Raw genomic sequence first — 25,074 nt, forward strand, 5'->3', positions numbered from 1 at the left:
CAAAGGTCTCTTTGAATGCCGTATGTATTATAACCTCTGATAGCGTTCCCATCCGGAACATTTCCTCTTTTCGTTTTCTATAATAGTTCATAATTCTATCATGATCCGAAGCTTTAGCGCAGGATTACTAATTCGTAATTAAATTGTCAGGTATTATTTATGATATAAAGCGTTTCGCTGTTCATGACGGACCCGGAATCCGTACTACCGTCTTTTTTAAAGGATGTCCGCTCCGCTGTGCATGGTGCCATAACCCCGAAAGCATTGATCCCAGAGCTTTGGTGTCAGACAAGAAAATTATTGTGGACGGATGTGTGATGAATGAAACGGAGGAAACTGGCCGGACCTGGACGACAGAAGAGGTGATGCGTGTTCTGGAGCGTGAAGCGGTGTTTATGGAGGAATCGGGTGGAGGTGTCACCTTCTCAGGAGGAGAACCCCTGCAGCAGACCGGTTTTCTGGAAGACCTGCTGATTCACAGCAAGAAAGAAGGCTATCATACGGTTGTGGATACATCGGGACAGACAGCCTGGTCGAATTTTGAACGGATTTTGCCCATGACCGACCTGTTTCTGTTCGATCTGAAACATGTTGATTCGGCAAAGCATGAGGCATTTACCGGAATTCCCAACAGGCTGATATTAAAAAACCTGGAAAACCTGGTAGCGAACGGAAAAAGAATCAGGATCCGGGTGCCTGTTATCCCGGGATTTAACTATTCTGCAGAGGAGCAGGAAAGGATCGCGTCGCATATAAAAAGGTTGAACGGCAGTGTGGAACAGGTGGACTTACTGCCTTTTCACGCCATTGCAGCGCATAAATACAAACGATTTGGTATCGGGAACCGCATGGAAGGGATCAAATCGTTATACGAAGAAGATTTGACCGACATCGTCGGGATATACACAAAAGCAGGAATTTTAACCACTATTGGAGGATAGGCAAAATGAACGAACGCATTTCTAAATTACGCACACAAAGTCTGGATGCCGTAAACCGGCTGAATCCGGAACGGGCGCTTTTAGTTACTGAATTTTATAAGAAACCGGACGCAGAAAAAATGTCCGTCCCGGTTCAAAGAGGCATGTGTTTTAAATACATCGCCACAAACAAGCACCTGTGTATTAACGAAGGTGAACTGATAGTAGGCGAACGCGGGCCGGAACCTAAGGCCACACCCACTTACCCTGAAATATCGCTTCATTCTCCGGAAGACATGGAGATTCTGGACACCAGACCAAAAGTCTCATTCAAAGTGAGTGAAGATACCAAACGGATTTACAAGGAAGTGATTACACCGTTCTGGAAGGGACGGACCAATCGTGACCGCATTATGAATGCGCTGCCTGAAGAATGGCATGCGGCATATGAGGCCGGAATGTTTACAGAATTTCAGGAACAGCGTGCGCCGGGGCATACCGTAGGCGGCAAAAAGATCTGGAAAAAAGGAATGTTTGACCTTATTGAGGATGTGAAGCGTTCAGAAAAAAAATGGCAACAGTCTGACGATTCCGGTTCAGAAGAAAGACTGGAAGAACTGACGGGAATGCGTCATGCAGCAGAAGGACTGATCATCTGGGCTGAACGTTATGCAAATGCCCTGGAAGAACTGGCTGAAAAAGAAGAAGATGAGACCAGAAGGGCTGAGTTGCTTGAGATGGCCCGTATCTGTAATAAGGTGCCTGCACATGCTCCTGAAACGTTTCACGAGGCATTGCAGCATTACTGGTTTATTCATTTGGCAGTAATTACGGAATTAAATCCATGGGATTCATTTAATCCCGGACGTTTGGACCAGCACTTGTTGCCGTTTTACGAAAAAGGTTTGGCGGACGGAACGCTAACCAAAGAAAGGGCAATTGAACTGCTGCAGGCATTTTGGGTAAAATTCAACAACCATCCGTCACCACCAAAAGTTGGGGTCACTGCACAGGAAAGTAATACCTATACAGATTTCTGTCTGATCAATGTGGGAGGTGTTAAGGAAGATGGCACCGATGCCGTAAATGAAATGTCGTATATCCTGCTGGATGTGATTGAGGAGATGCGCCTGCTGCAACCCAGTTCCATGGTGCAGTTGAGCAAGCTGAATCCGGATAAGTTCATTGAACGGGCTGTTAAGATCGTAAAAACCGGTTTTGGTCAACCTTCCATTTTTAATACGGATGCTATTGTACAGGAACTCACCGCCCAGGGAAAATCGCTGATCGATGCCCGGAATGGTGGTGCCAGCGGTTGTGTGGAAAGCGGTGCCTTTGGTACAGAAGCTTATCTGTTGACCGGCTATTTCAATATACCTAAGGTACTGGAAGTGACCCTGAATAACGGTGTGGATCCCAGAACCGGAAAAACCATCGGTCTGCAAACGGGTGATCCGAAAAACTTTGCCACATTTAATGATCTGATGGAAGCATTTACAAGGCAGCTGAATTACTTTACTGACATTAAGATTAAGGGCAATAATATCATTGAACAGGTTTTTATAAAACACATGCCTGTACCGTTTCTGTCGCTGATTATCGACGATTGTATTGATAACGCCGTGGACTATAATGCCGGTGGTGCACGGTATAATACATCATATATTCAGGGTGTGGGTATGGGAACCATAACAGATGCACTGACTGCTTTGAAAGTGCATGTTTACGACAAACAGTCGTTGTCGATGGAAGCGTTTCTTACGATACTGAAAGACAATTTTGAAGGTCATACTGAATTTTTGTATGAACTGTTGTATAAAACACCGAAGTATGGTAACGATGACGATGCCGCTGATGATCAGTTGCGTGATGTGTTTGAAATATACTACGATGCAATAGATGGTAAACCCAATAGTCGTGGTGGTTATCACCGGGTGAACCTGTTGCCTACCACCTGTCACATCTATTTTGGTAGTGTGATCAAGGCACTGCCGGATGGACGTAAAGCGGGAGTGCCGCTGTCTGAAGGGATCAGTCCGGTGCAGGGCGCTGACCGCCAGGGACCGACATCCGTCATTCGCTCGGCAGCCAAGATCGATCATTTACGAACCGGCGGTACGCTGCTGAACCAGAAATTTGCACCGGCTTTCTTTAAGGATGATACGGCTATTTCTAAAGTGGCAGCTTTGGTGCGGAGTTACTTCAGATTAAACGGTCACCATATTCAGTTCAATGTGGTGGATGCCGATACCTTAAAAGATGCACAGAAAAAGCCACAGGATTACCGCGACCTGATTGTACGCGTGGCGGGTTACAGCGATTATTTCAACGATCTGGGTTACGACCTTCAGGACGAAATTATCCGCCGCACAGCCCACGAAGGCGTTTAAGATGTTCTCCTTTTTTAAAAGAGATCCCGATGAACATCAGGATAAGATTTAATATACGGCCCCTTGTTACAGCGAGGGGCTTTTTTTGTTTTAGCGATAAGTGCGAGTGATAACAATTACAATTAACAAGGACTTTCGATATACTGTTGTCTGGTTAAAGCGTCAGAGATTCCTCGCTTCACCCTGAATGACAGTCATTTGCTGGTTGTGGGGCTGGAGGATTGTCATTCCGAGCGTAGTAAAATGAAGCGAAGAATCTTTAAGTAATATTGTTTTTTATCCGGAAAACAGTAGTTTTAAACAAAAAGCCCCGATTAACATTTAACTAGGGCTTGCAGTACCTGAATTTCTGATCCTTTAATAATATCACCCGTTCCGGGTTTTACATTAAGTTATATTCTTTTGCTTACAATAATGACATCGCTTTGGGATTCAACTCGATTTACAGATGGATTATTACCAAATAACGAAACCCGAAGGGTTGAAATGATTGTAGCAAGTTCAGTTATGTTGTGAGTTTTATAAATCCTGAAGGGATAACAGAATCAAACATCGGCATCATTCCACCCGTTTACCGTCCACCACTTAAATCCCTTTTCCGCGTGTCACCTAAGCTATAGCGGAGGCACAAAGGGATTTAGAGGTGGTTTTTAAAAAGTACTTACAATCTGTAAGTAAAGTTTATTCTCATATCACTTTTGGGATAGCCTTATTATTTATGTTAATGCAACCAAAACGGTTATAAAAACATCTTTTACAGGTTAAATGTCAAACTGTTACCAATGAACCCCATTTTTAAATTACTGTCCATCGCATTTGTAATTGCAATTTGCATATCCTGCGAAAAGGCAGACAAAAATCCAGCCTTAGACGACTTTTGTAGTGCAGCACCTGCGGGATGGAATTGCGAAATCGTACGGGATAATTTTGATATCAGGGATTATCCAAAAAATGCCGATGTTCCGCTTGCTGTTATAAAATATCAAAATCCAGACAGAGCGTTTGAAAAATATGTGGATACGCCGGTAAGTTCCTCACTTATTCTCGATTTTTATCCCATAGCCCAAAAGCAGGAGTTGATTACGTTTATAAAGTCGCAGCAGATGTATTCCTGGTGCATCCCCATATATTACGGAGAAACAAAAGAGTATTTTATCATTACATCACCGTGCTTTATCAATAGCGGGACTTTTACGGATGAAGCTGATGCCTGTATTGAGGATTTGCACAATGCACTGGAAGAACTTATTACAAAAAACAGTTATTGACTTTTGAGGAGATATAAAAATTTTATGCAAGGTACACTGTAATATTTTATGTACTTTAGAATCCGGTATTGAACCGGTCTTGTTTTCCTGCTTGAACAGTTATGTAAGAATTACCATTTGAAACATTATTTTAGTTAATCAGATAATACGATATATTTCCATGATTGACTATTTTCATGCGTTGGAACAGATTACAAATGAAAAAATATCACTTACATAACCGCCCAAATCGTGAGATTAAAGACAAAGAAGAGATGGAGCGGATTATAAAGAATTGCAAATATGCGATCATCTCCATGTGCAGGGAGGATGAGCCATATATCGTAACGCTTAGTTATGGCTACGATCCCGAGAAGCAATCCTTATATTTTCATTGTGCTCCCGAAGGGTTGAAACTTGATTTCCTGAACGCTAATAATAGAGTTTGTGCAACAGTGATTGAGGATGGCGGTTATATCATAAATGAGTGTGGACACGAATATAAATCTGTTGTTTTTGGGGGCGATATGCAGATAGTAAGTGATGTAGAGGAGAAAAAACACGGGATGCGTGTTTTGCTTCATCATCTTGAAACTACAGATTCTGTTATCAAAGAAAAACTAGTCAAATCTGATGATTTTTACGCACAAATGGAGATCCTCAGACTTGATATTAAACAGATTCATGGGAAAGCCGGACGATAAAGAAATTGGAACGAGAGAAAAATAGTTATCATAAATTATGGCATTCAGCAACCAAATAGATTACTGGAATAGTGTATCGCAGGATAGAGAATTTACCACATATCTGGATCATGAATTAGTAGCTAAGTATTTGAATCCTGATTCATTAATTGTTGATTATGGCTGTGGTTATGGTAGAACCTTAAATGAGTTTTATGCATTAGGATACCGGAACTTAATTGGATTTGACTATGCCGCAGAAATGATAAAACGAGGAAATGTAAATTATCCGCATTTAGATTTAAGAACATGTATCAATGACAAAATCAGCTGTCCGTCAAATTCCGTTGATATGGTTATTCTGTTCGCAGTGCTTACCTGTATAAAAGAGAATTGCAAACAAGAGGAGTTGATTGCTGAAATCTGGAGAGTGTTAAAGCCGGGAGGTTTAATTTATATCAATGACTTTCTCGTCAATACAGATGAAAGAAATATGAATCGTTATGATGAATTTGCAGCTAAATATGGAACTTATGGAATATTTGAACTAAATGATGGCGCTGTATTAAGACATCATGAAAGGACGTATATTTCAGAATTAACGGATGGCTTTAATGAAAAACTGTTCAGAAAGGTTACATTTAAAACCATGAATGGAAATACCTCCAATGGATTTATTTTTATTGGTCAGAAAAAAGAAAACTAAAATAACAGGCTTACAATACATGTTTAGTACCGTTTTTATTAAATTGCAACATCATACCCTACAATAGCATAACTCCCGGTTTGGCAGTTGGCACCAGATGTAATTCCTAATTTAGGTAGAAACATGAAACTTTAATGAGGGAAGATCAGGTGTTAATATGTTACGGGCCGGATCTCATATTTTGGTCTTTAACAATTAAATAAACGAATTATGACAACGATTATTAAACCTGACACATTGGATTTTGGGGTAGATTCAGAAACATTAAATGATTTCAGATTAAAAACGCTTACGCCAAGATTAAGTGAGATTGCAAATTCAAAACACTTTAAATTTGATATTCGTCAGTTAGTACCCGGTAAATATTCTTTCCCCTATCATTTTCACAGAAATGCAGAGGAACTAATAATGGTACTTTCAGGTTCAATGACCTTACGGACGAAGGATGGATTAAACGTTGTAAACAAAGGGGAAATTATCTTTTTTGAGATGGGAGAAACGAGTGCCCATCAATTTTTTAATCATGATAACGTGCCTTGTACATATTTGGATTTGAGGACTACTGTTGGAATAGATGTGGTGGAATATCCGGATTCAGGAAAAATAAATATTTCGCCATACGGTGAGATATTCGAAAAAAGTTCTCAGGTTGGATATAATAAAGGAGAAGAGAAGGTCGGTGAAGTATGGCGTGAATTACAACATAAACATAAATAAGGTGCCGAGATTGTGTACAGGTATTTGCAGTACTGTATCTGTTGGAAAAGAACCTCGGGGATAGTTCTGATTTTTTAAAATTAGAAACTGTTACAACATAATTTACATACGAATATTCTTACAAAAAAATCAGACGATGAGTAAGCTGGAACTGAAAAACAACCCGACTTTTAAAGATTATCAGGAGTACGTAACAAAACTTGAGCTGCAACGTGGATTCGCAAGTCAGAATGCATTAGAAAAATGCCTGTTGCTTGGAGAAGAAATGGGTGAGCTTTTTAAGGCTGTTCGCAAGGTTATGAAGATAAAAATTGATATTAATTCCAACGTAGGTTCTGTAAAGGAAGAAATTGCAGATATGGTAATTTATCTGTGTTCCATCGCCAATCGGTTTGATATTGATATTGAGGAGGCTTTTAGAGAAAAGGAAGAAATCAATAAAAAAAGAAAATGGGTCTAAGGTTCAACCATTCTATCAGTATTACCCAACACGGCTCCTCGCTTGTAATGGGAGTTTTCTTTTTGTCGTTTTTGCGATATTATTTGAATGTTTGATTTTGTAAGTTTCAATTAATAACTAAAAATGGGCGCGAAGTATGGCAGTAAGGAAATTTCTGATCCCATTAATAATATCACCCGTTCCGGGTTTATACTTTACGTCATATTCATTTGCTTACAATAATGACATCCCGTTGGGATTTAACTCATTTCACAGACGGCTTATGACCAAATAACAAAACCCGAAGGGTTGATATTCCTGTAACTGTGACCAGGCTTTTATGAAAGATAATCCTGAAGGGATGGCAATAAAAATCTAAGGATTTGATTATTTTAATATTATAATATCACCTGTTCCGGGTTTTACGTTCTGTCATATTCTTTTGGTTACAATAATGACATCCCGTTGGGATTCAGCTAAATTTACAGACGGCTTATGACCAAATAACGAAACCCGAAGGGTTGATATTCCTGTAACTGTGACCAGGCTTTTATGAAAGATAATCCTGAAGGGATGGCAGAATAAAACATCGGCATCACACCAGCCGCTTTCCATCCAGTCCGCACATTGGTTTTACCGGCGTAATTACAATGGCCACATCGCACACCGGGCAGAGGTAACGTTCGCAACCGGTGCAGGCAAAGCAATTGGAGCAAATTACGGTCAGATCTTCCTTGTGAAAGGAATTGCCGCACTGTGTGCATGTTATTTTTTCTTCAACCTTGTTCACTTGTTTGCCGTTTCAAAATCGGGGTAAAGTAAATATTTTTTTCGCATCAACAGATAGGCATTCAAATCCGTTTGCCAGCTTTCCGTAATTTGTGATTCAGTTTGTCCGGCTTCAACTTTTTCAATAAAATCAGGATCACCCATCAGCATTTCAATCCATTCGGGGCGTTCAAAATAAGCGGCAGTGTCTTTCGTAATTTTCAGATAATCAAAGAAGTATTGCAGGGTGAACTTTGGCGGATCAATGTTTCTCAGATTAATCCCGTAACACAGTTCGTCTTTATGTTTAGGATTCAATGCCATGCCTTTAATGGATTTTGGTGTAAATGTGAATGATCCGTACGTTGAATCCGGATACCCGATCACCTGAAATGGAAAACTGGTTCCGCGTCCGACACTCATATTGGTTCCTTCAAAAATGCAAAGCGAAGGGTATAAGCGTACTGACTGATAATTGGGCAGATTGGGTGATGGTTTTACAGGAAGTTCGTAGCGCGTATTATGATCCCAGTTTTGAATATTGATCACCCGTAAATCGCACTGCAGATCGTCTTTCAACCAGCCTTCGCCGTTGATCATTCGGGCCAGTTCACCCATCGTAAGGCCGTAAACCACAGGTAAAGGTAATATTCCGACAAACGATTTAAGGTCCATGTCCAGTACGGCACCGGCCACATAATCGCCATTGGGATTAGGCCGATCCAGTACAACCATTGGAATGTTATGTTCCGCACAGGCTTCCATCACATAAAAAAGCGTTGAAATATAAGTGAAAAAACGAACGCCTACATCCTGCAGGTCAAATACTACAATGTCGATGCTTTTCAAATCTTCCGGTTGCGGTTTTTTGTGCGATCCGTATAACGATATTACAGGCAATCCGGTTTTGGGATCAATGCCATCTTTTACCAATGCACCTGCATCTTCATTTCCACGGAAGCCGTGCTCTGGACTAAAAATCTGTTTTATATTAATATCCAGGTTCAGTAAGGAATCGGCCAGATGTGTTTGGCCAATAAGCGATGTGTGATTGACCACCAGTGCAACGGATTTTCCCTGAAGCAATGATAAATACTCCAATGTCTGACTGGCACCGGGTCTGATTTCCATTTGTTGATCCCTGCAGGAACTCACAAAAGGGAATAAAAGCAACAGTATTGCTGTAATAGTAAAATGATTGATAATTATAATTTTTAATTCCCTGAATGGATTATTTTGTGCGGGAAGGCTTGCCCCTTCAGGGGACGGGGGTGCGGGAAGGCAGTTGGTATTTGCTCTCTGAAAGTATATTATTATCAGTTTAAAAAACTTCATGTCCTGAATTTGAATGCTAAAAATAATGAAAAATTGCCAGCTGCTCAATCTTCTCACGGGCACTTTTGGCTTTTTATTTTACCTTTGCACACTGAATCTACAGGCTTTGAACAGATGATTGATACCTCTGTATTTCAGAAAAAAAAGGTAAAGTTTCATACACTCGGGTGCAAACTCAATTTTTCAGAATCTTCAGCCATCGGTACCACCTTAAAAGATGCAGGTTTTTTAAACGCTGCAAAGGGTGAACCGGCTGATCTGGTTGTGATCAATACCTGTTCTGTGACAGAGCTTGCTGATAAAAAATGCCGCAATGCCATACGTTCTGAGATACGGAAAAATCCCGGCGCTTATGTAGTGGTAATGGGGTGTTATGCACAGCTAAAGCCGGAAGAAATTGCAGATATTGAAGGCGTAGACCTGATCCTTGGTTCAAACGAAAAGTTCAGGATGCTGGATTTTATAGACCATATGGAGAAGGAAAGCCGGGCAGAGGTGCATGTAAGCAAACTAAAAGATATAGAGGCATTTTATCCGTCATACTCCGGTTCGGACAGGACCAGGTGTTTTCTGAAAATACAGGACGGATGCGATTATTATTGTTCCTACTGTACCATTCCGTTTGCACGTGGACGTAGTCGGAGCGGCAGTGTGGCAGAAACCATAAAAACTGCTGAAGAAGCGATTCGTGATGGAGCCCGGGAAATCATACTTACCGGTGTAAATATCGGGGATTTTGGTAAAGGGAGCGAAGAAAGCTTCTATGACTTTTTGGTAGCTTTGGATCGCATTGATGCGGATGTCAGATTCCGTATCGGTTCGGTTGAGCCAAACCTTTTGACCGACGAGATTATTGACCTTGTTTCCGGTTCAAAACACATTGCACCGCATTTTCATATTCCGTTGCAGTCCGGATCGGATGAAGTTCTGAAACTTATGCGCCGTAAATATGATACAACACTTTTTAAAAACAGGGTTGAAACTATCAAACATAAATTGCCGGATGCATTTATAGGTGTGGATGTGATTGTGGGTGTGAATGGTGAAAGTAAACAACAGTTTGAAGAGGCTTATAGTTTTATTTCGGATCTGGATGTGTCACAACTTCATGTATTTACATATTCCGAACGGGAAGGTACCCAGGCGTTAAAGATAGATCACAGGGTGCCGGCCGGAGAGAAAAAGGTAAGGAGTCAGCGTTTACTGATGTTGTCTGATAAAAAGACACGGGCCTTTTATGAATCGCAAACCGGAAAAGTAAGACCGGTTCTGTTTGAAAGCCAGAATAATGGTGGAATGATGTTTGGATTTACAGATAATTATATCAAGGTGAGTTATGCTTACACGCCAGAGATGATCAACAAAATAACACATGTGAAATTAACCGGCATGGAACATCAGTTTGAAACCATGACCTGTAAAATGATATAAAGAATGGATTATAAAAATGTATGCGACGAGGTTGTTAAACTTGTTAGAGAAACAGGCCGCTTTATTATGAGTGAGCGCAAATCGATGACCAGTGATGATATTGAGATAAAAGGCAAGAACGATTTTGTGACTAAATTCGATAAGCTGTCAGAGAAACGTTTGGTAGAGGGGTTGGGCAGGATTCTTCCCGAAGCAGGGTTTATAGCCGAAGAAGGAACATCGGACAAAAAAGGTGAGGTTTATAACTGGATTATTGATCCGATAGACGGAACCACTAACTTCATGCATGCATCGCCGCCATTCAGCATTAGTGTGGCCCTGCAGGAAAATGATGAAATAGTGATCGGAGTGGTTCTTGAGATGTTCAGCGATGAGTGTTTTTACAGTTGGAAAGGCGGAAAAGTATTTATCAATGACAAAGAAGTCCGTAATTCCGGCTGTGCAAAGTTAAGCGATGCACTCATAGCAACCGGGTTTCCTTACAAGGCATTTGGCTTACTGGAAAACTTTATGGCATCGTTGATCTTTTTCATGGAAAAATCGCATGGGGTACGCCGTTTAGGATCCGCCGCAATTGATTTGGCGTATGTGGCAGCAGGCCGGTACGATGCATTTTATGAGTATAACCTGAACCCATGGGATGTGGCAGCAGGAGCTTTTTTGGTAGAGCAGAGTGGCGGTAAGGTATCGGATTTTAAGGGGACCGGAAATTATCTTTTCGGCAAAGAAATGGTTGCTGCCGCACCGAAGGTCTTTCCTGAATTTTTTGAAGCAGTCAGTACCATTATGACAAAAAAATGAAGGCATTAGGCTTTTACATCTTTCTCATTTTTTTTCGACCGTTTTTATGGTTGCCTCTTCGCGTATGGTACGTTCTGGCAGATTTTCTGTACGTTGTGATGTATTACATTGCAGGCTACCGCAAGCGGGTTGTCGCCAAAAACTTAAAAAGGGCATTTCCTGAAAAAGAACCTGAATGGATTCATGCCATTACTAAAAAGTATTATAAGCATCTGGCCGACTATTTTATAGAGTCGCTGAAACTGGATGCATTCAATAAGCCGGCCTTAAAAAAACGGTGCACATTCAGGAATCTTGAACTGATTGCAGATGCCAATAAAAACGGCAGGGATGTCATTATTTTTTTGGGGCATTATGCCAATTGGGAATGGATAACTTCCATGCCACTCTGGATTGAGAATTTACAGTGTTTTACGGTTTATAAGCCACTTAAAAACAAGTATTTTGATCGTTATTTTTTGAAAATCAGACAGCGTTTCGGTGTGACTCCAATTCCGATGAAACGCTCAGCCCGTGAAATTATTAAATTTCACAACGAAGGGAAACGAAGTGTTTCCGGATTAATAGCGGATCAGAACCCGGGAAGTTTTGATGTTCGGTACTGGGTGAAATTTTTGAATCAGGACACAGCCGTTTTTGAAGGGGGTGAGAAAATTGCTCAGAAATTGGGTGCTGCAGTGGGGTATATGAAGATGAAAAAAGTTCGTCGTGGTTATTACGAGACAGAAATTATTCCTATGTTTGACGATGCTTCCAAAACGGAGCCACATGAGATTACCAGAAAATACTTTGAATTGCTGGAAAACGATATAAGAGAAAGACCGGAACTCTGGTTGTGGTCTCATAAACGCTGGAAACGCAAAAAGCCGGAAGAGGTGATCGCGGAGGAGTTGTAAACTTAGTGAACAAAAAATAAATCTTATGTCTTGGATCTTATGTCTTAAGTCTTATAAATGAAAGTCGCTGTTGTCATATTAAACTGGAATGGAAAAGCCTTGCTGGAGCAGTTCCTGCCTTCGGTAACAAAGTATTCTGCCGATAAGGATACTGTTGTGGTTGTAGCTGATAATGGTTCAACGGATGACTCTGTTGAATTTGTAAAAAAGACATATCCTAAGGTTCAGATTTTGCCACTCAAAGAAAATTACGGATTTGCATTAGGTTACAATAAAGCCCTTGAGCAGCTAGATGCAGAATATTACGTATTGCTGAATTCTGATGTGGAGGTGACAAAAGATTGGCTTAAACCACTTATATCCTTTCTTGATACTCATTCGGAGGCGGCCGTTTGCGGTCCCAAAATTCTGGACTATAAGGATAAAACAAAATTTGAATATGCCGGAGCAGCTGGTGGCTTCATTGATAAATATGCTTATCCGTACTGTCGTGGTCGTATGTTTAATACGGTTGAGAAAGATGAAGGACAGTATGATACCAATGCAGAATGTCTGTGGGTCAGTGGTGCCTGCATGGTAACAAGAGCATCGGTGTACAAAGAACTTGGTGGACTGGATGAACGCTTTTTTGCCCACATGGAAGAGATTGATTTTTGCTGGCAGGCAAACAACAGTGGATATAAAGTTGTGAACATACCGGAATCGGTAATTTACCATGTTGGAGGCGCCTCGCTGGCTATGGGAAATCCACACAAAACCTTTTTGAATTTCAGGAATAGTCTGTTGTGTATGTATAAAAACACCGAAAAGGCAGACTGGAACAAAATTCTTTTTAAGCGTTTGATTCTGGATGGAATTGCTGCGGTTAAATTTTTATTTACTGATAGTCCGGCACATTTAATGGCGGTTTACAGGGCGCACAGGGAGTTTTTTAAACTGAAGAAATTTTATACCCCTCTCATAAGTTCCGGTTCGGATAGCTCCGGTAAAAAACTTGTTATGCAGGGATCAATTGTATTGACCTATTATTTTAAAAAGATACGGAAATATTCTGCTCTTTCTAAATAGTCAGAACAAAACAAGAGAAGAGTGGTTTTATAATTAGCTTAAACAGAGCACATGGATGATCAGGAAAAACATTTGTTTATTGCAGCCGGGCCTAACGGTTCCGGTAAAAGTACGTTTGCACGACAGTTTTTAAAGCAAAACGACTATATTTTTATAAATGCAGATGAGATAGCACGGGAGCTGAATCCAACGGAAATGGAATCAGCCAAGCTATCCGCAGGCAGGGTGTTTTTTCAACGATTATATGGAAATATTGAAAAGGGAAATAATATTTTAATAGAGAGTACCCTTTCAGGTTCTTACTTTCACAGGTATTGGCCAAAGATTAGAGAAAATGGATATAAGATCACCATTATTTTTGTTTTTTTGGAGCACCCAAGAATTTGTATTGAAAGAATTAAGGAAAGAGTTATTAAAGGTGGACACTATGTTCCCGATGCTGATGTAGTACGCCGCTTCTACCGTAGTAAGCGGAATTTCTGGAATCAGTACCGTCATGAAGTGGACAACTGGTACATGTTTTTTAACTCGGATGATAAGTTCATGGAAGTTGCCTTTGGCAAAAAAAATGACTACATCGTCAAGAACAATGAGATTTTTGATTTATATTTGCAGGACGTAATGTAATGTATTTTTTTATGAGGTTTGAAAAAATGGATGATTTGGAAGTTTTCCAAATTGGCGTTGAGATTGAGAAAATCGGAAACGAAGCCATTAAAACTGTAAAAAAAGAAAACCGTAAGATGGGGATCCCACTGGTTTTCTCGAGAAACGGGGAAATTTATTATGAATTACCCGATGGTTCAGTAACTAAAGAAAGCCCATTCAGAAAAAATTAAAACGAACGAAGGGACTAAAAAACCGGATAAACTTATCCGGTTTTTTTATGTCCTTTTTGTCATATCTTTAGAGAACAAGAAAGCTGTTTATACGGATTGAATATATTAAACCGTGCACACTTACGTGCCTGAAAAATATTAAATGATGAAAACACTACTGGTTCCTGTCGATTTCTCTGAAGAGTCTATGTCTGCGGTTAAGCAGGCATTAGAACTGGCGAATGCCGTAGGATTATCTATCCGGTTGATCCATGTGAAAAAGAAAAAAAGCTATTACCTGGGATTTTCAACATCAAACGAAGAACAATTTCCTGATGATGAGATAAAATCGCATCTTGAAAGTGTTGTCAAAAATTTTAAACCTGACTATAAAGCCGGCGGAAAATTTGAATTTGTGATCCGACATGGCAGTATAACCCATGAAATAATAGAGGAAAGCGAGGCGGAGGATGTGTATGCCATTTTAACCGGATTACAGGGTAATACGTCTTTAAAGGATTATCTCGTTGGCAGTAATGCATACCGAATTGTTGCAGCTGCTGAAAAGCCTGTTTTTGCGGTCAGGAAAAGCATGGAAACAAGACCTGTAAGGAAGATCCTTCTTCCGATTGAAGATAAATCGGATACCCGGGTTAAAGTTCCTGTTGTTGCTGCATTGGCAAAAGAACTGGATGCTGAAATTTTGGTGCTGGGAATTACGGACAGTCCTTACGAAGAAATGCTGGCCAAGGTTCAGATATATGTCAAACAAACGCTTGAATATTTCAGGGAGCGTGATCTGAAATGTTCATCCAAAGAGCTGGTATCTGTTGAAGTGCCACAAAAAATTGTTGCCGTTTCAAAAGAAGAGGGAGCGGATATGATAGCATTTGTATCAGATATGACAGATGATATTCTGGGCCAGATGTTATCCGTTTCTGTGAAATACATACTACATCAGGCTGAATGCCCGTTATTATGTGTACCGGTTAACATTTTAGATTAATAATTAAAACTTTTTATTCTGAAACATCATTTTAATTACCTATTTTTGCAGCTCAAATTCAGGGATATCATGTTAAAGAATTTTTTAGCATTTTTCGTATTGTTTTCAACTGTGTTTGTAGCTGCTGGTCAGACAAATATGGTCGTAACAAATCCTGAAACGACGCGCTCTGAAAACGCTGATTCCACTAATTTTATTTATGCTTCCTCTACTGATGGTGGTGTTGTGCATTATTACAGGGACAAAAGGCTGGATAAAATTTTTGATATACAAAAGAATATCAATAAACGTAAAGATGGAATTCCTGGTTTCAGGGTCCAGTTATACAGGGGAAACTCCCAGAAGCTTTCTAAGGATAAGGCATTTCAGATTGAAGCCATGGTATATCAGAAGTTTGGAGCGGATGCCAACGTGGAGGTGCTCTTCTTTACCCCATACTGGAGGGTACAGGCAGGAAATTTCAGGACGCAGAGTGAGGCGATGAAGATGGAAGCCAGGTACAAGAAGGCTTTTCCCGATATGGCCGATGATATATCGGTTGTGCCGGCCATGATTAAGTTTCCCGAGCTGAAGAGGAATACAGAACAAGAATATAATGAAGGGCAGTAGTGGATACTGCCTTTTTTGATTGATATAAAGCAACTTAAGTTCGATGAGTGATCAGATTAAACATGAATGTGGGATTGCGCTGATCCGTTTACTCAAGCCCATTGAGTATTATAAGGAGAAGTATGGTTCGTGGATGTATGGCCTTAACCGGTTGTATTTAATGATGGAAAAACAGCACAACCGTGGCCAGGATGGTGCCGGTGTGGTGAGTGTTAAAATAGATCAGCGTCCCGGAACGGAGTATATATTCAGGGAACGCTCCATTAAACAGAATCCGATCCAGGCCATCTTTAAAAATATTTATGGCTCATTCGATGAGTTTACCAACGATGATCCATCCAAATATCAGGATATACCGTGGGTAAAAGATAACCTTCCATTCGTAGGTGACGTTTACCTTGGGCATCTTCGCTATGGGACATTCGGTCGTAATTCAGTTGATTTTTGTCATCCGGTTATGCGAAATAATAACTGGAAATCCCGTAACCTGGCTCTGGCAGGGAATTTTAATATGACCAATGTAGATGAGATCTTCAATCACTTGATTGAGTTGGGTCAGCATCCTAAAAGTTATACAGACACTGAAACAGTTCTTGAGAATATAGGTCATTTTCTGGATGAAGAAAATCAGTTTTTGTTCAGGAAGTTTAAGAATGAACGTTTTACGAACAGGGAGATCTCGTCACTGATTGAAAAAAACCTTGACATTGCAAAGATTATGGAGCAGTCAAGTAAGCGTTGGGATGGTGGTTATGTAATAGCCGGTATTATCGGACACGGTGATGCTTTTGTAACGCGAGATCCATGGGGAATCAGACCTGCATTTTATTATAAGAATGACGAAGTTGTTGTGGTAGCATCTGAGCGGCCTGTGATTCAGACTGCTTTTAAAGTCCGCTGGAATGAGGTGAACGAAGTTCAGCCGGGGCATGCCCTGATCATTAAAAAGGATGGTACGGTTAGTGAAGAAATGGTTCGTGTGCCGCACAAACGCCTGTCATGTTCCTTTGAGCGTATTTATTTTTCCAGGGGCAGCGATAAGATGATCTATAATGAACGCAAACGCCTTGGAGAGTTGCTTATTCCACAGGTGATGGAAGCGGTGGATCACGACATAGAAAATACCGTGTTTTCATATATTCCGAATACAGCAGAAACTGCATTTCTGGGGATGATGCGCGGATTAGAGAAACAACTGAACGAATGGAAAATTGCCAAACTGAAGGAACTTGGACCGGATGCTGATGAGAATGAAATTCATAAGATTCTTTCTATGACGCACCGCTCAGAGAAAATAGCAGTTAAGGATGTTAAAATGCGTACCTTCATTACGGATGATGATAACCGCGATGAAATGGTGGCACACGTGTATGATGTAACGTACGGTATAGTGCAGAACGAGAAGGATAACCTTGTAATTATTGATGATTCCATTGTACGCGGTACAACACTAAAGCAAAGTATCCTGAAGATTCTTGACAGGCTGCATCCAAAGAAAATCGTCATTGTGTCATCTGCACCACAGATCCGTTATCCGGATTGCTATGGTATTGATATGGCAAAGCTGGGCGATTTTTGTGCATTCAGCGCAGCAATACAACTGTTAAAGGATCAGGGCAAGCAAAAGGTTATTGATGACGTTTATGAAAAATGTAAGGCTCAGCAATATCTTCCGAAAGAAGAAATTGTAAATTATGTAAAAGAGATTTATGCCGGGTTTACAGATGAAGAGGTTTCTGCTAAAATTGCCAAAATGCTGACTCCTGAAGATATGCAGGCCGAAGTACAGATTGTTTATCAGACGGTGGAAAATCTGCATGAAGCTTGTCCCAACGACAGGGGCGACTGGTATTTTACCGGCGATTATCCAACACCCGGTGGCAATAAGGTAGTTAATACAGCATTTATCAATTACGTCGAAGGTAAAAATCAGCGGGCATACTGATAACCGTTATGAAAATATGTGAACACTCTTCTGGTTTTCAGAGGAGTGTTTTTTTACTTATACTACTGTATTTTGTATTTACTTCAAGGTATTGTGTGTTCCATCACAGAACGGAGGTGTGGAAGTTTGTTTGCACATACAGAAAAATACCTTTTTTGTTTCTTCTGCCTTAAATATTACAGGAGTAAATTCAGTTACCTTATGTGAACCATCGCAAAACGGTTGATTGGCAGACCGGCCACATCTGCACCATACGTAGGTTTTACCTTTTTCAATTTCAAATGCTCTGGGTGCTTTTCCAGCAATTTGTCCTTTTTTCATCTGTCTTATTTTTTAGTTTATGACATCGAACATGGTGGAAGGATTAAAAGTTTAGTAAATTTAAAGCTTTTAACGCTGTTTTACAAACATTTGAACAACAGAGATATTATCTTGCTTTGTGTGGTTAAATATTTTATTTTTACTGAAATAACCTTTTTATGGCAAAGTCTCTTGTAAATAAAAATGCAACATTTGGCACCTGGCCTGTTTTCCTGACAGCTATATCCACAATACTTGGAGCAATTCTTTTTTTAAGGTTCGGGTATGCCGTCGGTAACCTTGGTCTTATAGGCGTTCTGACCATCATATTAATCGGACATCTGGTAACGATCCCGACAGCGTTGGCCGTAGCTGAAATAGCAACAAATCAGCGCGTACAGGGTGGAGGAGCCTATTATATTATTTCGCGTTCCTTTGGTTTAAATATTGGAGGAGCCGTAGGGTTTTCACTTTATCTTTCGCAGGCCATCAGTGTGGCATTTTACATCATTGCTTTTGGAGAGGCTTTTCATCCGTTACTGAACTATATTTCGGAATCTACAGGATTCGTTATTCATGTACAATGGATTAAGATTGTCACCATGGCCATTCTGGCGGTTCTGATCCTGACTAAAGGCGCTAATCTTGGTGTTAAGGCATTGTATTTTGTGGTGGCTATTTTGTTTGTAGCATTGGGGATGTTCTTTTTGGGTCATACCATAAAGCCGGGCACTGAATTTAATCCCAGTGAACATATTCTCGCACCGGACAGCTTTTTTTATGTGTTTACAATTATTTTCCCGGCATTTACCGGTTTGGCAGCAGGAATAGGCTTATCCGGAGACCTTAAGGATCCGCAAAAATCAATCCCTAAGGGAACAATCTGGGCTACAGTGGTTGGAATGCTGATATACGTTGGTGTGGCTTATAAACTGGCCATAAGTGCTTCTCCGGAAGATCTGGCTTCAAATCAGCTGATCATGCAGGATATTGCATTATGGGGACCGATTATTCCCATTGGCCTGGCTGCTGCATCGCTCTCTTCGGCTTTAGGCTCAATTATGATTGCACCGAGAACGCTTCAGGCAATTGGGTACGATAATGTATTCCCCAAAACGTGGTTTAATAACTGGCTGTCAAAAGGCCGTGAGAATGATAATGAGCCAATAAACGGTTCTGTGATCACCATTATCATTGCTTTTGTTTTTGTGGTAATGGGCGATGTGGATTTTGTGGCGAAGGTTATCTCCATGTTTTTTATGGTGACCTATGGTGCCATCTGTCTTATTTCCTTCCTGGAACATTTTGCTGCTGATCCGTCATACCGGCCAACATTCAAACATAACAGGTGGTATTATTCATTAATCGGAGGTTTATTGTCTTTCTGGCTTATGTTTAAAATGAACCTGCCGTATGCAGCTCTTTCCTTATTATTGATGGCACTGTTTTATCATTGGGTCAGTGTAAATAATAAAGAGAAGAAAGGGTTGCAAAAACTATTTAAAGGCGTGGTTTTTCAGTTGAGCCGGTCACTGCAGGTGTTTGCACAGCGTGCCAATAAAGAGGACAGGGAAGTTAGCTGGCGGCCGTTTTTGATCTGTATTTCCGAAGATACCTTTAAAAGGCGCAGTGCTTTTGACCTTGTCCGGTGGATCTCGTACAAATATGGATTCGGTACATACATTCATTATATTAAAGGTTTGCTGAACCGGAAAACCAGCGATGAATCGAAAGTGGTTCTTGAACGGTTAATCAAACTGGCAAGTGGCAGTAAAAACAGGGTTTACCTCGATACCATTATCAGTCCTTCCTATACTTCTGCCATTGCACAGGTTATTCAGTTGAACAGTATATCGGGAAAGGGAAACAATATGATTTTGTTTGAGTTTTCGCATACTGAACCGGATTCGCTTAAAAATGCATTGGACAATTACAGTTTAATTCAATCGGGAGCATTTGACGTATGCATTCTGAATACAACCTATAAAGGATTTGGTTATCATCAGACCATACATATCTGGATCAGTGAAAAAGATTACGATAATTCGAACCTGATGATTCTGCTGGCGTATATTATTCTGGGGCATCCGGATTGGAAAAACGGGATTATCAAGATTTTTTCACTGACACCTCAGGAGGATGTGGAGCATAAGAAAGCCGCGCTGATGGAACTGATCAAGTCGGGACGTTTGCCAATTTCACCGTCCAATGTAGAGCTGATCCCGTTTGAAAACGGTAAGGATCCGCATCGCATTATTTCACGCTATTCCGAGGATGCCGATTTGACCATTGTTGGGTTTACTACCGATGATCTGAAACGTGGTCTTGACTATTTTACATCGTTTAATGATACATCGAATATTCTTTTTGTAAATGCCTATAAGGATAAGGAGATTGTATAGACAGGCTATTAGTGTGTCTGTACAATCTATATATCTTTCATCGCAATACGTTCATGTATTTCAGGTAGTTCCTGTATCGCTGCCGAACCGTACCACGGGTGTAGTTCCATAATCAGTCTGCCCGCTTTTACTGCCGGATCGGTTTCTGTTAATTCTCTGGCAGCTTCAATGGATTCCACGTTAAAAATATAAATACCTCTTAATTCACCGTTATCTAAAAAGGGACCAGCCATTACAAGAACACCCTTTTCTGCCAGGCGTTTTATATTGTCAAGATGAGCGCGCTGGATGTCTTGGGCCTCTTCTTCTGTTTGACTTCTGTTAGGACCTGATTTTAAAAATGCTATGACATATTGCTTCATTCCATAGTCGTCGGCCTGTAGTTTTTTTGCCAGTACAGAGTCTTTTACTACAATTTCCGATTCACTGCTTGTGGTGTTTTTTGAGGTGTTATGGCACGAACTTATAAAAATTGTTAAAATCAAGAGATTGATTGTGAGGAGGATAGATTTTATTTTCATCATATATAGTTTTTTATATAAAAACAATTACTACTTTTAAATGTTCTTACTCTGTTTGGGTTCGCCCGATATTGATGTGTTTAAGAACGTTGGGACAGAACAATTATATTAATCAGATGTTTTACTCTAAGGTAATTCAAAAAACTACCGGTAGATAGAGATCGTCTTTAAAAATCAATATATGGACATAAAGAAAGTCTTAATTGCTAACCGGGGGGAGATTGCAGTTCGAATTATCCGTTCCTGCAGAGAGATGGGGATTAAAACAGTGGCTGTTTACTCAGAAGCAGACCGTAATTCATTGCATGTCAGGTACGCTGATTATGCATATTTTTTAGGCCCGTCACCCTCAAACGAGAGTTATTTATCAATCACTAAAATTTTACAGGTTGCCAAAGATTCCGGTGCTGATGCTATTCACCCGGGCTACGGATTTTTGTCTGAGAATGCAGAGTTTGCTAAACGATGCAGGAAGCAGGGGATTATTTTTATAGGTCCATCTGCCCAGGCTATTTCAACGATGGGAGATAAAATAACTGCCCGTCAGACCATGATCAATGCTGGTGTTCCGGTTGTTCCGGGAACGCAGAAAAAGATTGTGGGTGAAAAGGATGTAAATAAAGTAGTACAGGAAATCGGCTTTCCGGTTATGGTAAAAGCCTCTGCCGGAGGTGGTGGGAAAGGAATGCGCTTGGTTCGAAAAGCAGAAGACCTGTTGTCGGGAATTAATGCAGCAAGGTCGGAAGCCAGTGCTGCTTTTGGCGATGACGCTGTTTATATTGAAAAATACATTGAATCACCTCATCACATTGAATTTCAGGTGATGGCAGACAGTCATGGAAATGCCATCCATCTGTGTGAACGTGAATGTTCAGTACAACGCCGCCACCAGAAAGTGGTGGAGGAGACACCTTCTCCATTAATGACACCTGAATTAAGGGCTCAGATGGGTGAAGCTGCTGTAGCAGCTGCTAAAGCCGTGAGTTATGAAGGCGCTGGTACCATTGAATTTCTGGTTGACAACAGTGGTAACTACTTTTTTCTTGAAATGAATACGCGCCTTCAGGTGGAGCATCCGATTACCGAACGTGTGGTAGGTGTTGACCTTGTTAAGCTGCAGATTCTTGTGGCTCAGGGAGAAAAATTACCATACACTCAGAATGATATTAAACAAACTGGTCATGCGATAGAGTGCCGAATATATGCTGAGGATCCGGATAACAATTTTATGCCGAGTCCGGGATTAATAAAGCATATTACTGAACCGAAAGGCTTAGGGGTACGTACCGATGGCTATGTTTACGAAGGATACGAAATACCCCTTTTTTATGACCCGATGATCTCTAAACTGATCGTTTGGGACAGAACTCGTGAAGATGCTATTGCCCGTATGAAACGGGCTCTTCACGAGTATAAAATTACCGGGGTAAAAACCTCAATCGGTTTTCTGAAAAGAATTATGAATCACGAAGATTTTAAAAACGGAAACTACGATACCCACTTTATCGACAACAATATGGATGAGCTGATGCAAACTGAAGGTGGAAGCCATGAACGTTGCAGGGATATTGCCGCTATTGTTTCTCTGATTGATTATCACCGTAATCTGGCAACTTCAGAAAATAAACTGAAGGATGATACAACCAAAAAGTGGATTGAGTTCGGACGTAAAATGGGTGTGATTCGCCTCTAATTTGAAGGTTATGGAAGTAAAGATCAATAATGAATTAATAGATGTAAAAATCGTCAGTATCAAGGGAAACATAGCTACATTGTCTGTTGATGACCGTGAGTATGAAATTGATATAACGATGGTGGAACGCGGTGTTTATTCATTGCTGCATAAAAATCATTCCTATAATGTGGAACTCATACACGGCAGTGAATCGCGTAAATACATGGTCAATACGCAATACCGTTCATACAATGTTGAGATTGTGGATGCGCAGACTAAATACAGGGAGAACAGGAACAAAAATCAGGGCATTGACGGTGCCGGCTCGGTCTCTTCACCGATGCCGGGTCGTGTGGTTAAACTACTTGTAAAGAAAGGTGATAAAGTGAAGGCAGGACAACCAGTGATCATTGTTTCAGCCATGAAAATGGAAAGCGAGTATAAGTCTGGTATTGATGGTGAAGTGAAAAAGGTGATGGTAAAGGAAGGCCAGACGATAGAAGGTCACCAGCCGTTGCTGGAGATAGAGTAAAAAGTTGTAAGTAAGTCATACGTTGTGAATCAGTGATAGTAACCTGTAACAAATCACTTCTTGATACTTGATACTTGATACCTGATTCTTAAAGAAAAATACATAAAATCAGATTATGTCAGAACTTGAAAAGAAATTCAAAGAGTTTGAAAAGCGTAGTGCAGAGGCTGATTTAGGCGGTGGTGTTGAGCGCATAGAAAAACAACATGAGGGTGGTAAAAAAACGGCCAGGGAAAGATTATCCGATCTTCTGGATCCGGGTACCTTCGTTGAAATCGATAAACTGGTAACACACCGCTGTGCCCAGTTCGGAATGGATAAAAATAAAATCCCTTCAGACGGTGTGGTTACAGGATACGGTAAAATAGACGGGCGTCTGGTTTATGTATTCGCTCAGGATTTTACTACGTTTGGAGGTACTCTCAGCCGTGCCAACGCCGACAAGATCGTCAAATTACAAAAAATGGCCCTGAAAATGGGTGCTCCGCTTCTGGGCCTCAACGATTCCGGAGGTGCACGCATACAGGAAGGCGTACAAAGTCTGGCCGGTTATGCCGATATCTTCCAGCTGAATGTGAAAGCATCCGGTGTTATACCGCAGATATCTGCCATTATGGGCCCATGTGCCGGTGGTGCAGTATATTCGCCTGCACTCACAGACTTTATCATGATGGTTCGTGATACTAGTTACATGTTTGTGACCGGACCGGATGTCATCAAAACGGTTACACACGAAGAAGTGACAAAGGAAGATCTGGGAGGTGCCATGGCACACAACAGCAAAAGTGGTGTGGCCCATTTGATGGCTGAAGATGATGTTCAGGCCATGATGTTGCTGCGCGACCTCTTAAGCTTTATTCCATCCAATAATATGGAGGAAGCACCTGTTGTTCCAACAATGGATCCGCTTGACAGGGAAAGTGAATTGTTACAAAACCTTATTCCGGCTGATCCGAATAAACCATACGATATTAAAGAGCTGATCACCGAAGTGGTAGATGAGAAGAATTTTCTTGAAATTCAACCGCATTATGCGCAGAATATCGTCATTGGTTTTGCCCGTTTCAATGGGCGGAGCGTGGGTATTGTAGCTAATCAGCCCGCACATCTTGCAGGAGTACTTGATATTGATTCATCCGTGAAGGGTGCACGGTTTGTACGCTTCTGTGATGCCTTTAATATTCCTATCGTCACATTTGTGGATGTTCCTGGTTTTCTGCCTGGAATGTTGCAGGAATTTGGTGGGATCATTAAGCATGGAGCAAAACTTTTGTATGCTTTTGCTGAAGCCACGGTGCCTAAAATTACTGTCATTACGCGTAAGGCCTATGGAGGTGCCTACGATGTGATGGCGAGCAAGCATATTGGAGCCGATGTCAACTATGCATTTCCTACAGCAGAAATTGCAGTAATGGGAGCTGATGGTGCAATCAATATTCTCTACCGGAATAAGATTAAAACCAACGAAGACAGGGAAAAAGCCATTAAGGAATATAAGGATACGTTTGCAAATCCGTATAAAGCTGCTGAACTTGGTTATGTGGATGAAATAATTCTTCCAAAAGATACCCGTCTGAAACTGATTCAGGCGCTGGATATGACTAAAACAAAGAGCGACGGTAATCCACCTAAAAAACACGGTAATATACCGTTGTAAGTTTGGTGCTAACGATATAAAAAGCTGTTCTTCGGAACAGCTTTTTTATTTGGCATGGAGCTGTTAATTTGAAGACTCAGGAACAGTCCATTAGTCCATTGTTGTATTCGGTTGAGTAAGTTTAATATTGTCCTCCTTATTCTTATGATATGGACAAGGGATTAACATAGTTTTGTATAAAAAGTCTGTCATTTTTAATAACGGCAAA

At 40.7% G+C, this 25,074-nt stretch carries 23 protein-coding genes; 20 read left to right on the plus strand and 3 right to left on the minus strand.

The genetic code is table 11. The annotated features are described in order from the left end of the window. Window positions 1–143 precede the first annotated feature (143 nt). The 7 genes from ACE01N_RS12790 (at window position 144) to ACE01N_RS12820 (ending at window position 7,123) form a co-directional block, all read left to right on the plus strand. Window positions 144–941 (plus strand): glycyl-radical enzyme activating protein, encoded by a 798-nt coding sequence (locus tag ACE01N_RS12790; RefSeq protein ID WP_380589481.1) that lies wholly within the window; start codon window positions 144–146, stop codon window positions 939–941. Between the two features lie 5 nt (window positions 942–946). Then, on the plus strand, window positions 947–3,310 hold the full coding sequence (gene hypD, locus ACE01N_RS12795; RefSeq protein ID WP_380589485.1) for a trans-4-hydroxy-L-proline dehydratase: 2,364 nt from the start codon (window positions 947–949) through the stop codon (window positions 3,308–3,310). Window positions 3,311–4,092: 782 nt separating this feature from the next. After that, window positions 4,093–4,578 carry a hypothetical protein gene (locus ACE01N_RS12800; protein ID WP_380589488.1) on the plus strand — a complete coding sequence of 162 codons (486 nt, stop codon included), beginning with the start codon at window positions 4,093–4,095 and terminating at the stop codon, window positions 4,576–4,578. 197 nt (window positions 4,579–4,775) lie between these two features. Next, window positions 4,776–5,261 carry a pyridoxamine 5'-phosphate oxidase family protein gene (locus tag ACE01N_RS12805; RefSeq protein ID WP_380589491.1) on the plus strand — a complete coding sequence of 162 codons (486 nt, stop codon included), beginning with the start codon at window positions 4,776–4,778 and terminating at the stop codon, window positions 5,259–5,261. Window positions 5,262–5,298: 37 nt separating this feature from the next. Next, the gene (locus tag ACE01N_RS12810) at window positions 5,299–5,946 is read left to right on the plus strand and encodes a class I SAM-dependent methyltransferase (protein WP_380589494.1); all 648 of its coding nucleotides are present in this window, start codon (window positions 5,299–5,301) and stop codon (window positions 5,944–5,946) included. A gap of 210 nt (window positions 5,947–6,156) precedes the next feature. Continuing rightward, window positions 6,157–6,663 (plus strand): cupin domain-containing protein, encoded by a 507-nt coding sequence (locus tag ACE01N_RS12815; RefSeq protein ID WP_380589497.1) that lies wholly within the window; start codon window positions 6,157–6,159, stop codon window positions 6,661–6,663. Window positions 6,664–6,799: 136 nt separating this feature from the next. Then, window positions 6,800–7,123: a MazG nucleotide pyrophosphohydrolase domain-containing protein gene (locus tag ACE01N_RS12820; RefSeq protein WP_380589500.1), complete on the plus strand. Its 324-nt coding sequence runs from the start codon at window positions 6,800–6,802 to the stop codon at window positions 7,121–7,123. 765 nt (window positions 7,124–7,888) lie between these two features. On the opposite strand, the gene ACE01N_RS12825 is transcribed toward ACE01N_RS12820, so the two are convergent. Next, window positions 7,889–9,205 carry an exo-beta-N-acetylmuramidase NamZ family protein gene (locus ACE01N_RS12825; RefSeq protein ID WP_380589503.1) on the minus strand — a complete coding sequence of 439 codons (1,317 nt, stop codon included), beginning with the start codon at window positions 9,203–9,205 and terminating at the stop codon, window positions 7,889–7,891. Between the two features lie 114 nt (window positions 9,206–9,319). On the opposite strand from ACE01N_RS12825, the gene mtaB reads away from it, so the two are divergent. The 9 genes from mtaB (at window position 9,320) to ACE01N_RS12870 (ending at window position 17,779) form a co-directional block, all read left to right on the plus strand. Continuing rightward, window positions 9,320–10,636 (plus strand): tRNA (N(6)-L-threonylcarbamoyladenosine(37)-C(2))-methylthiotransferase MtaB, encoded by a 1,317-nt coding sequence (gene mtaB / locus ACE01N_RS12830; protein WP_380589506.1) that lies wholly within the window; start codon window positions 9,320–9,322, stop codon window positions 10,634–10,636. 3 nt (window positions 10,637–10,639) lie between these two features. After that, the gene (locus tag ACE01N_RS12835; RefSeq protein ID WP_380589509.1) at window positions 10,640–11,437 is read left to right on the plus strand and encodes an inositol monophosphatase family protein; all 798 of its coding nucleotides are present in this window, start codon (window positions 10,640–10,642) and stop codon (window positions 11,435–11,437) included. Further along, window positions 11,434–12,333, plus strand: a complete 900-nt coding sequence (locus tag ACE01N_RS12840) for a lysophospholipid acyltransferase family protein (RefSeq protein ID WP_380589512.1) — start codon at window positions 11,434–11,436, stop codon at window positions 12,331–12,333. The genes ACE01N_RS12835 and ACE01N_RS12840 overlap by 4 nt, the downstream gene beginning before the upstream one ends. Before the next feature lie 57 nt (window positions 12,334–12,390). After that, window positions 12,391–13,401: a glycosyltransferase family 2 protein gene (locus ACE01N_RS12845; RefSeq protein ID WP_380589515.1), complete on the plus strand. Its 1,011-nt coding sequence runs from the start codon at window positions 12,391–12,393 to the stop codon at window positions 13,399–13,401. Window positions 13,402–13,452: 51 nt separating this feature from the next. Continuing rightward, complete coding sequence (locus ACE01N_RS12850) at window positions 13,453–14,028, plus strand: ATPase (protein ID WP_375728185.1); 576 nt, start codon at window positions 13,453–13,455, stop codon at window positions 14,026–14,028. A gap of 11 nt (window positions 14,029–14,039) precedes the next feature. Beyond that, the gene (locus tag ACE01N_RS12855; RefSeq protein ID WP_375720266.1) at window positions 14,040–14,240 is read left to right on the plus strand and encodes a hypothetical protein; all 201 of its coding nucleotides are present in this window, start codon (window positions 14,040–14,042) and stop codon (window positions 14,238–14,240) included. Window positions 14,241–14,382: 142 nt separating this feature from the next. Then, window positions 14,383–15,225 (plus strand): universal stress protein, encoded by an 843-nt coding sequence (locus ACE01N_RS12860; RefSeq protein WP_380589520.1) that lies wholly within the window; start codon window positions 14,383–14,385, stop codon window positions 15,223–15,225. Window positions 15,226–15,294: 69 nt separating this feature from the next. Beyond that, complete coding sequence (locus ACE01N_RS12865; RefSeq protein WP_380589523.1) at window positions 15,295–15,834, plus strand: hypothetical protein; 540 nt, start codon at window positions 15,295–15,297, stop codon at window positions 15,832–15,834. A 43-nt stretch (window positions 15,835–15,877) separates the two neighbouring features. Next, window positions 15,878–17,779 (plus strand): amidophosphoribosyltransferase, encoded by a 1,902-nt coding sequence (locus ACE01N_RS12870; RefSeq protein ID WP_380589526.1) that lies wholly within the window; start codon window positions 15,878–15,880, stop codon window positions 17,777–17,779. A 78-nt stretch (window positions 17,780–17,857) separates the two neighbouring features. On the opposite strand, the gene ACE01N_RS12875 is transcribed toward ACE01N_RS12870, so the two are convergent. Continuing rightward, window positions 17,858–18,100 (minus strand): CDGSH iron-sulfur domain-containing protein, encoded by a 243-nt coding sequence (locus tag ACE01N_RS12875; RefSeq protein WP_380589529.1) that lies wholly within the window; start codon window positions 18,098–18,100, stop codon window positions 17,858–17,860. Window positions 18,101–18,258: 158 nt separating this feature from the next. Here ACE01N_RS12875 and ACE01N_RS12880 point away from each other — a divergent pair, with 158 nt between their 5' ends. Continuing rightward, window positions 18,259–20,481 (plus strand): APC family permease, encoded by a 2,223-nt coding sequence (locus ACE01N_RS12880; RefSeq protein ID WP_380589532.1) that lies wholly within the window; start codon window positions 18,259–18,261, stop codon window positions 20,479–20,481. Window positions 20,482–20,507: 26 nt separating this feature from the next. Here ACE01N_RS12880 and ACE01N_RS12885 read toward each other — a convergent pair whose 3' ends face one another. Next, window positions 20,508–21,005, minus strand: a complete 498-nt coding sequence (locus ACE01N_RS12885; protein ID WP_380589535.1) for a YciI family protein — start codon at window positions 21,003–21,005, stop codon at window positions 20,508–20,510. A 178-nt stretch (window positions 21,006–21,183) separates the two neighbouring features. On the opposite strand from ACE01N_RS12885, the gene accC reads away from it, so the two are divergent. The 3 genes from accC (at window position 21,184) to ACE01N_RS12900 (ending at window position 24,866) form a co-directional block, all read left to right on the plus strand. Further along, window positions 21,184–22,695 carry an acetyl-CoA carboxylase biotin carboxylase subunit gene (gene accC / locus ACE01N_RS12890; protein ID WP_380589538.1) on the plus strand — a complete coding sequence of 504 codons (1,512 nt, stop codon included), beginning with the start codon at window positions 21,184–21,186 and terminating at the stop codon, window positions 22,693–22,695. A 10-nt stretch (window positions 22,696–22,705) separates the two neighbouring features. Beyond that, window positions 22,706–23,209: a biotin/lipoyl-containing protein gene (locus ACE01N_RS12895; protein WP_380589541.1), complete on the plus strand. Its 504-nt coding sequence runs from the start codon at window positions 22,706–22,708 to the stop codon at window positions 23,207–23,209. A gap of 115 nt (window positions 23,210–23,324) precedes the next feature. Further along, a complete protein-coding gene (locus ACE01N_RS12900) occupies window positions 23,325–24,866 on the plus strand; it encodes an acyl-CoA carboxylase subunit beta (RefSeq protein ID WP_380589544.1) in 1,542 nt (513 codons plus the stop codon). The last annotated feature ends 208 nt before the right edge of the window (window positions 24,867–25,074 follow it).

The organism is Quyinboa ferrireducens (genome assembly GCF_042436675.1).
Classification (GTDB): domain Bacteria; phylum Bacteroidota; class Bacteroidia; order Bacteroidales; family UBA5342; genus JBHJHP01.

What these genes read in the sequence shown, in the direction of transcription:
- hypD (WP_380589485.1), top strand. Translation starts at nt 947, where the DNA reads ATGAACGAACGCATTTCTAAATTACGCACACAAAGTCTGGATGCCGTA.
- ACE01N_RS12800 (WP_380589488.1), top strand. Translation starts at nt 4,093, where the DNA reads ATGAACCCCATTTTTAAATTACTGTCCATCGCATTTGTAATTGCAATT.
- ACE01N_RS12805 (WP_380589491.1), top strand. Translation starts at nt 4,776, where the DNA reads ATGAAAAAATATCACTTACATAACCGCCCAAATCGTGAGATTAAAGAC.
- ACE01N_RS12810 (WP_380589494.1), top strand. Translation starts at nt 5,299, where the DNA reads ATGGCATTCAGCAACCAAATAGATTACTGGAATAGTGTATCGCAGGAT.
- ACE01N_RS12815 (WP_380589497.1), top strand. Translation starts at nt 6,157, where the DNA reads ATGACAACGATTATTAAACCTGACACATTGGATTTTGGGGTAGATTCA.
- ACE01N_RS12820 (WP_380589500.1), top strand. Translation starts at nt 6,800, where the DNA reads ATGAGTAAGCTGGAACTGAAAAACAACCCGACTTTTAAAGATTATCAG.
- ACE01N_RS12825 (WP_380589503.1), bottom strand. Translation starts at nt 9,205, where the DNA reads ATGAAGTTTTTTAAACTGATAATAATATACTTTCAGAGAGCAAATACC.
- mtaB (WP_380589506.1), top strand. Translation starts at nt 9,320, where the DNA reads ATGATTGATACCTCTGTATTTCAGAAAAAAAAGGTAAAGTTTCATACA.
- ACE01N_RS12835 (WP_380589509.1), top strand. Translation starts at nt 10,640, where the DNA reads ATGGATTATAAAAATGTATGCGACGAGGTTGTTAAACTTGTTAGAGAA.
- ACE01N_RS12840 (WP_380589512.1), top strand. Translation starts at nt 11,434, where the DNA reads ATGAAGGCATTAGGCTTTTACATCTTTCTCATTTTTTTTCGACCGTTT.
- ACE01N_RS12845 (WP_380589515.1), top strand. Translation starts at nt 12,391, where the DNA reads ATGAAAGTCGCTGTTGTCATATTAAACTGGAATGGAAAAGCCTTGCTG.
- ACE01N_RS12850 (WP_375728185.1), top strand. Translation starts at nt 13,453, where the DNA reads ATGGATGATCAGGAAAAACATTTGTTTATTGCAGCCGGGCCTAACGGT.
- ACE01N_RS12855 (WP_375720266.1), top strand. Translation starts at nt 14,040, where the DNA reads ATGAGGTTTGAAAAAATGGATGATTTGGAAGTTTTCCAAATTGGCGTT.
- ACE01N_RS12860 (WP_380589520.1), top strand. Translation starts at nt 14,383, where the DNA reads ATGATGAAAACACTACTGGTTCCTGTCGATTTCTCTGAAGAGTCTATG.
- ACE01N_RS12865 (WP_380589523.1), top strand. Translation starts at nt 15,295, where the DNA reads ATGTTAAAGAATTTTTTAGCATTTTTCGTATTGTTTTCAACTGTGTTT.
- ACE01N_RS12870 (WP_380589526.1), top strand. Translation starts at nt 15,878, where the DNA reads ATGAGTGATCAGATTAAACATGAATGTGGGATTGCGCTGATCCGTTTA.
- ACE01N_RS12875 (WP_380589529.1), bottom strand. Translation starts at nt 18,100, where the DNA reads ATGAAAAAAGGACAAATTGCTGGAAAAGCACCCAGAGCATTTGAAATT.
- ACE01N_RS12880 (WP_380589532.1), top strand. Translation starts at nt 18,259, where the DNA reads ATGGCAAAGTCTCTTGTAAATAAAAATGCAACATTTGGCACCTGGCCT.
- ACE01N_RS12885 (WP_380589535.1), bottom strand. Translation starts at nt 21,005, where the DNA reads ATGATGAAAATAAAATCTATCCTCCTCACAATCAATCTCTTGATTTTA.
- accC (WP_380589538.1), top strand. Translation starts at nt 21,184, where the DNA reads ATGGACATAAAGAAAGTCTTAATTGCTAACCGGGGGGAGATTGCAGTT.
- ACE01N_RS12895 (WP_380589541.1), top strand. Translation starts at nt 22,706, where the DNA reads ATGGAAGTAAAGATCAATAATGAATTAATAGATGTAAAAATCGTCAGT.
- ACE01N_RS12900 (WP_380589544.1), top strand. Translation starts at nt 23,325, where the DNA reads ATGTCAGAACTTGAAAAGAAATTCAAAGAGTTTGAAAAGCGTAGTGCA.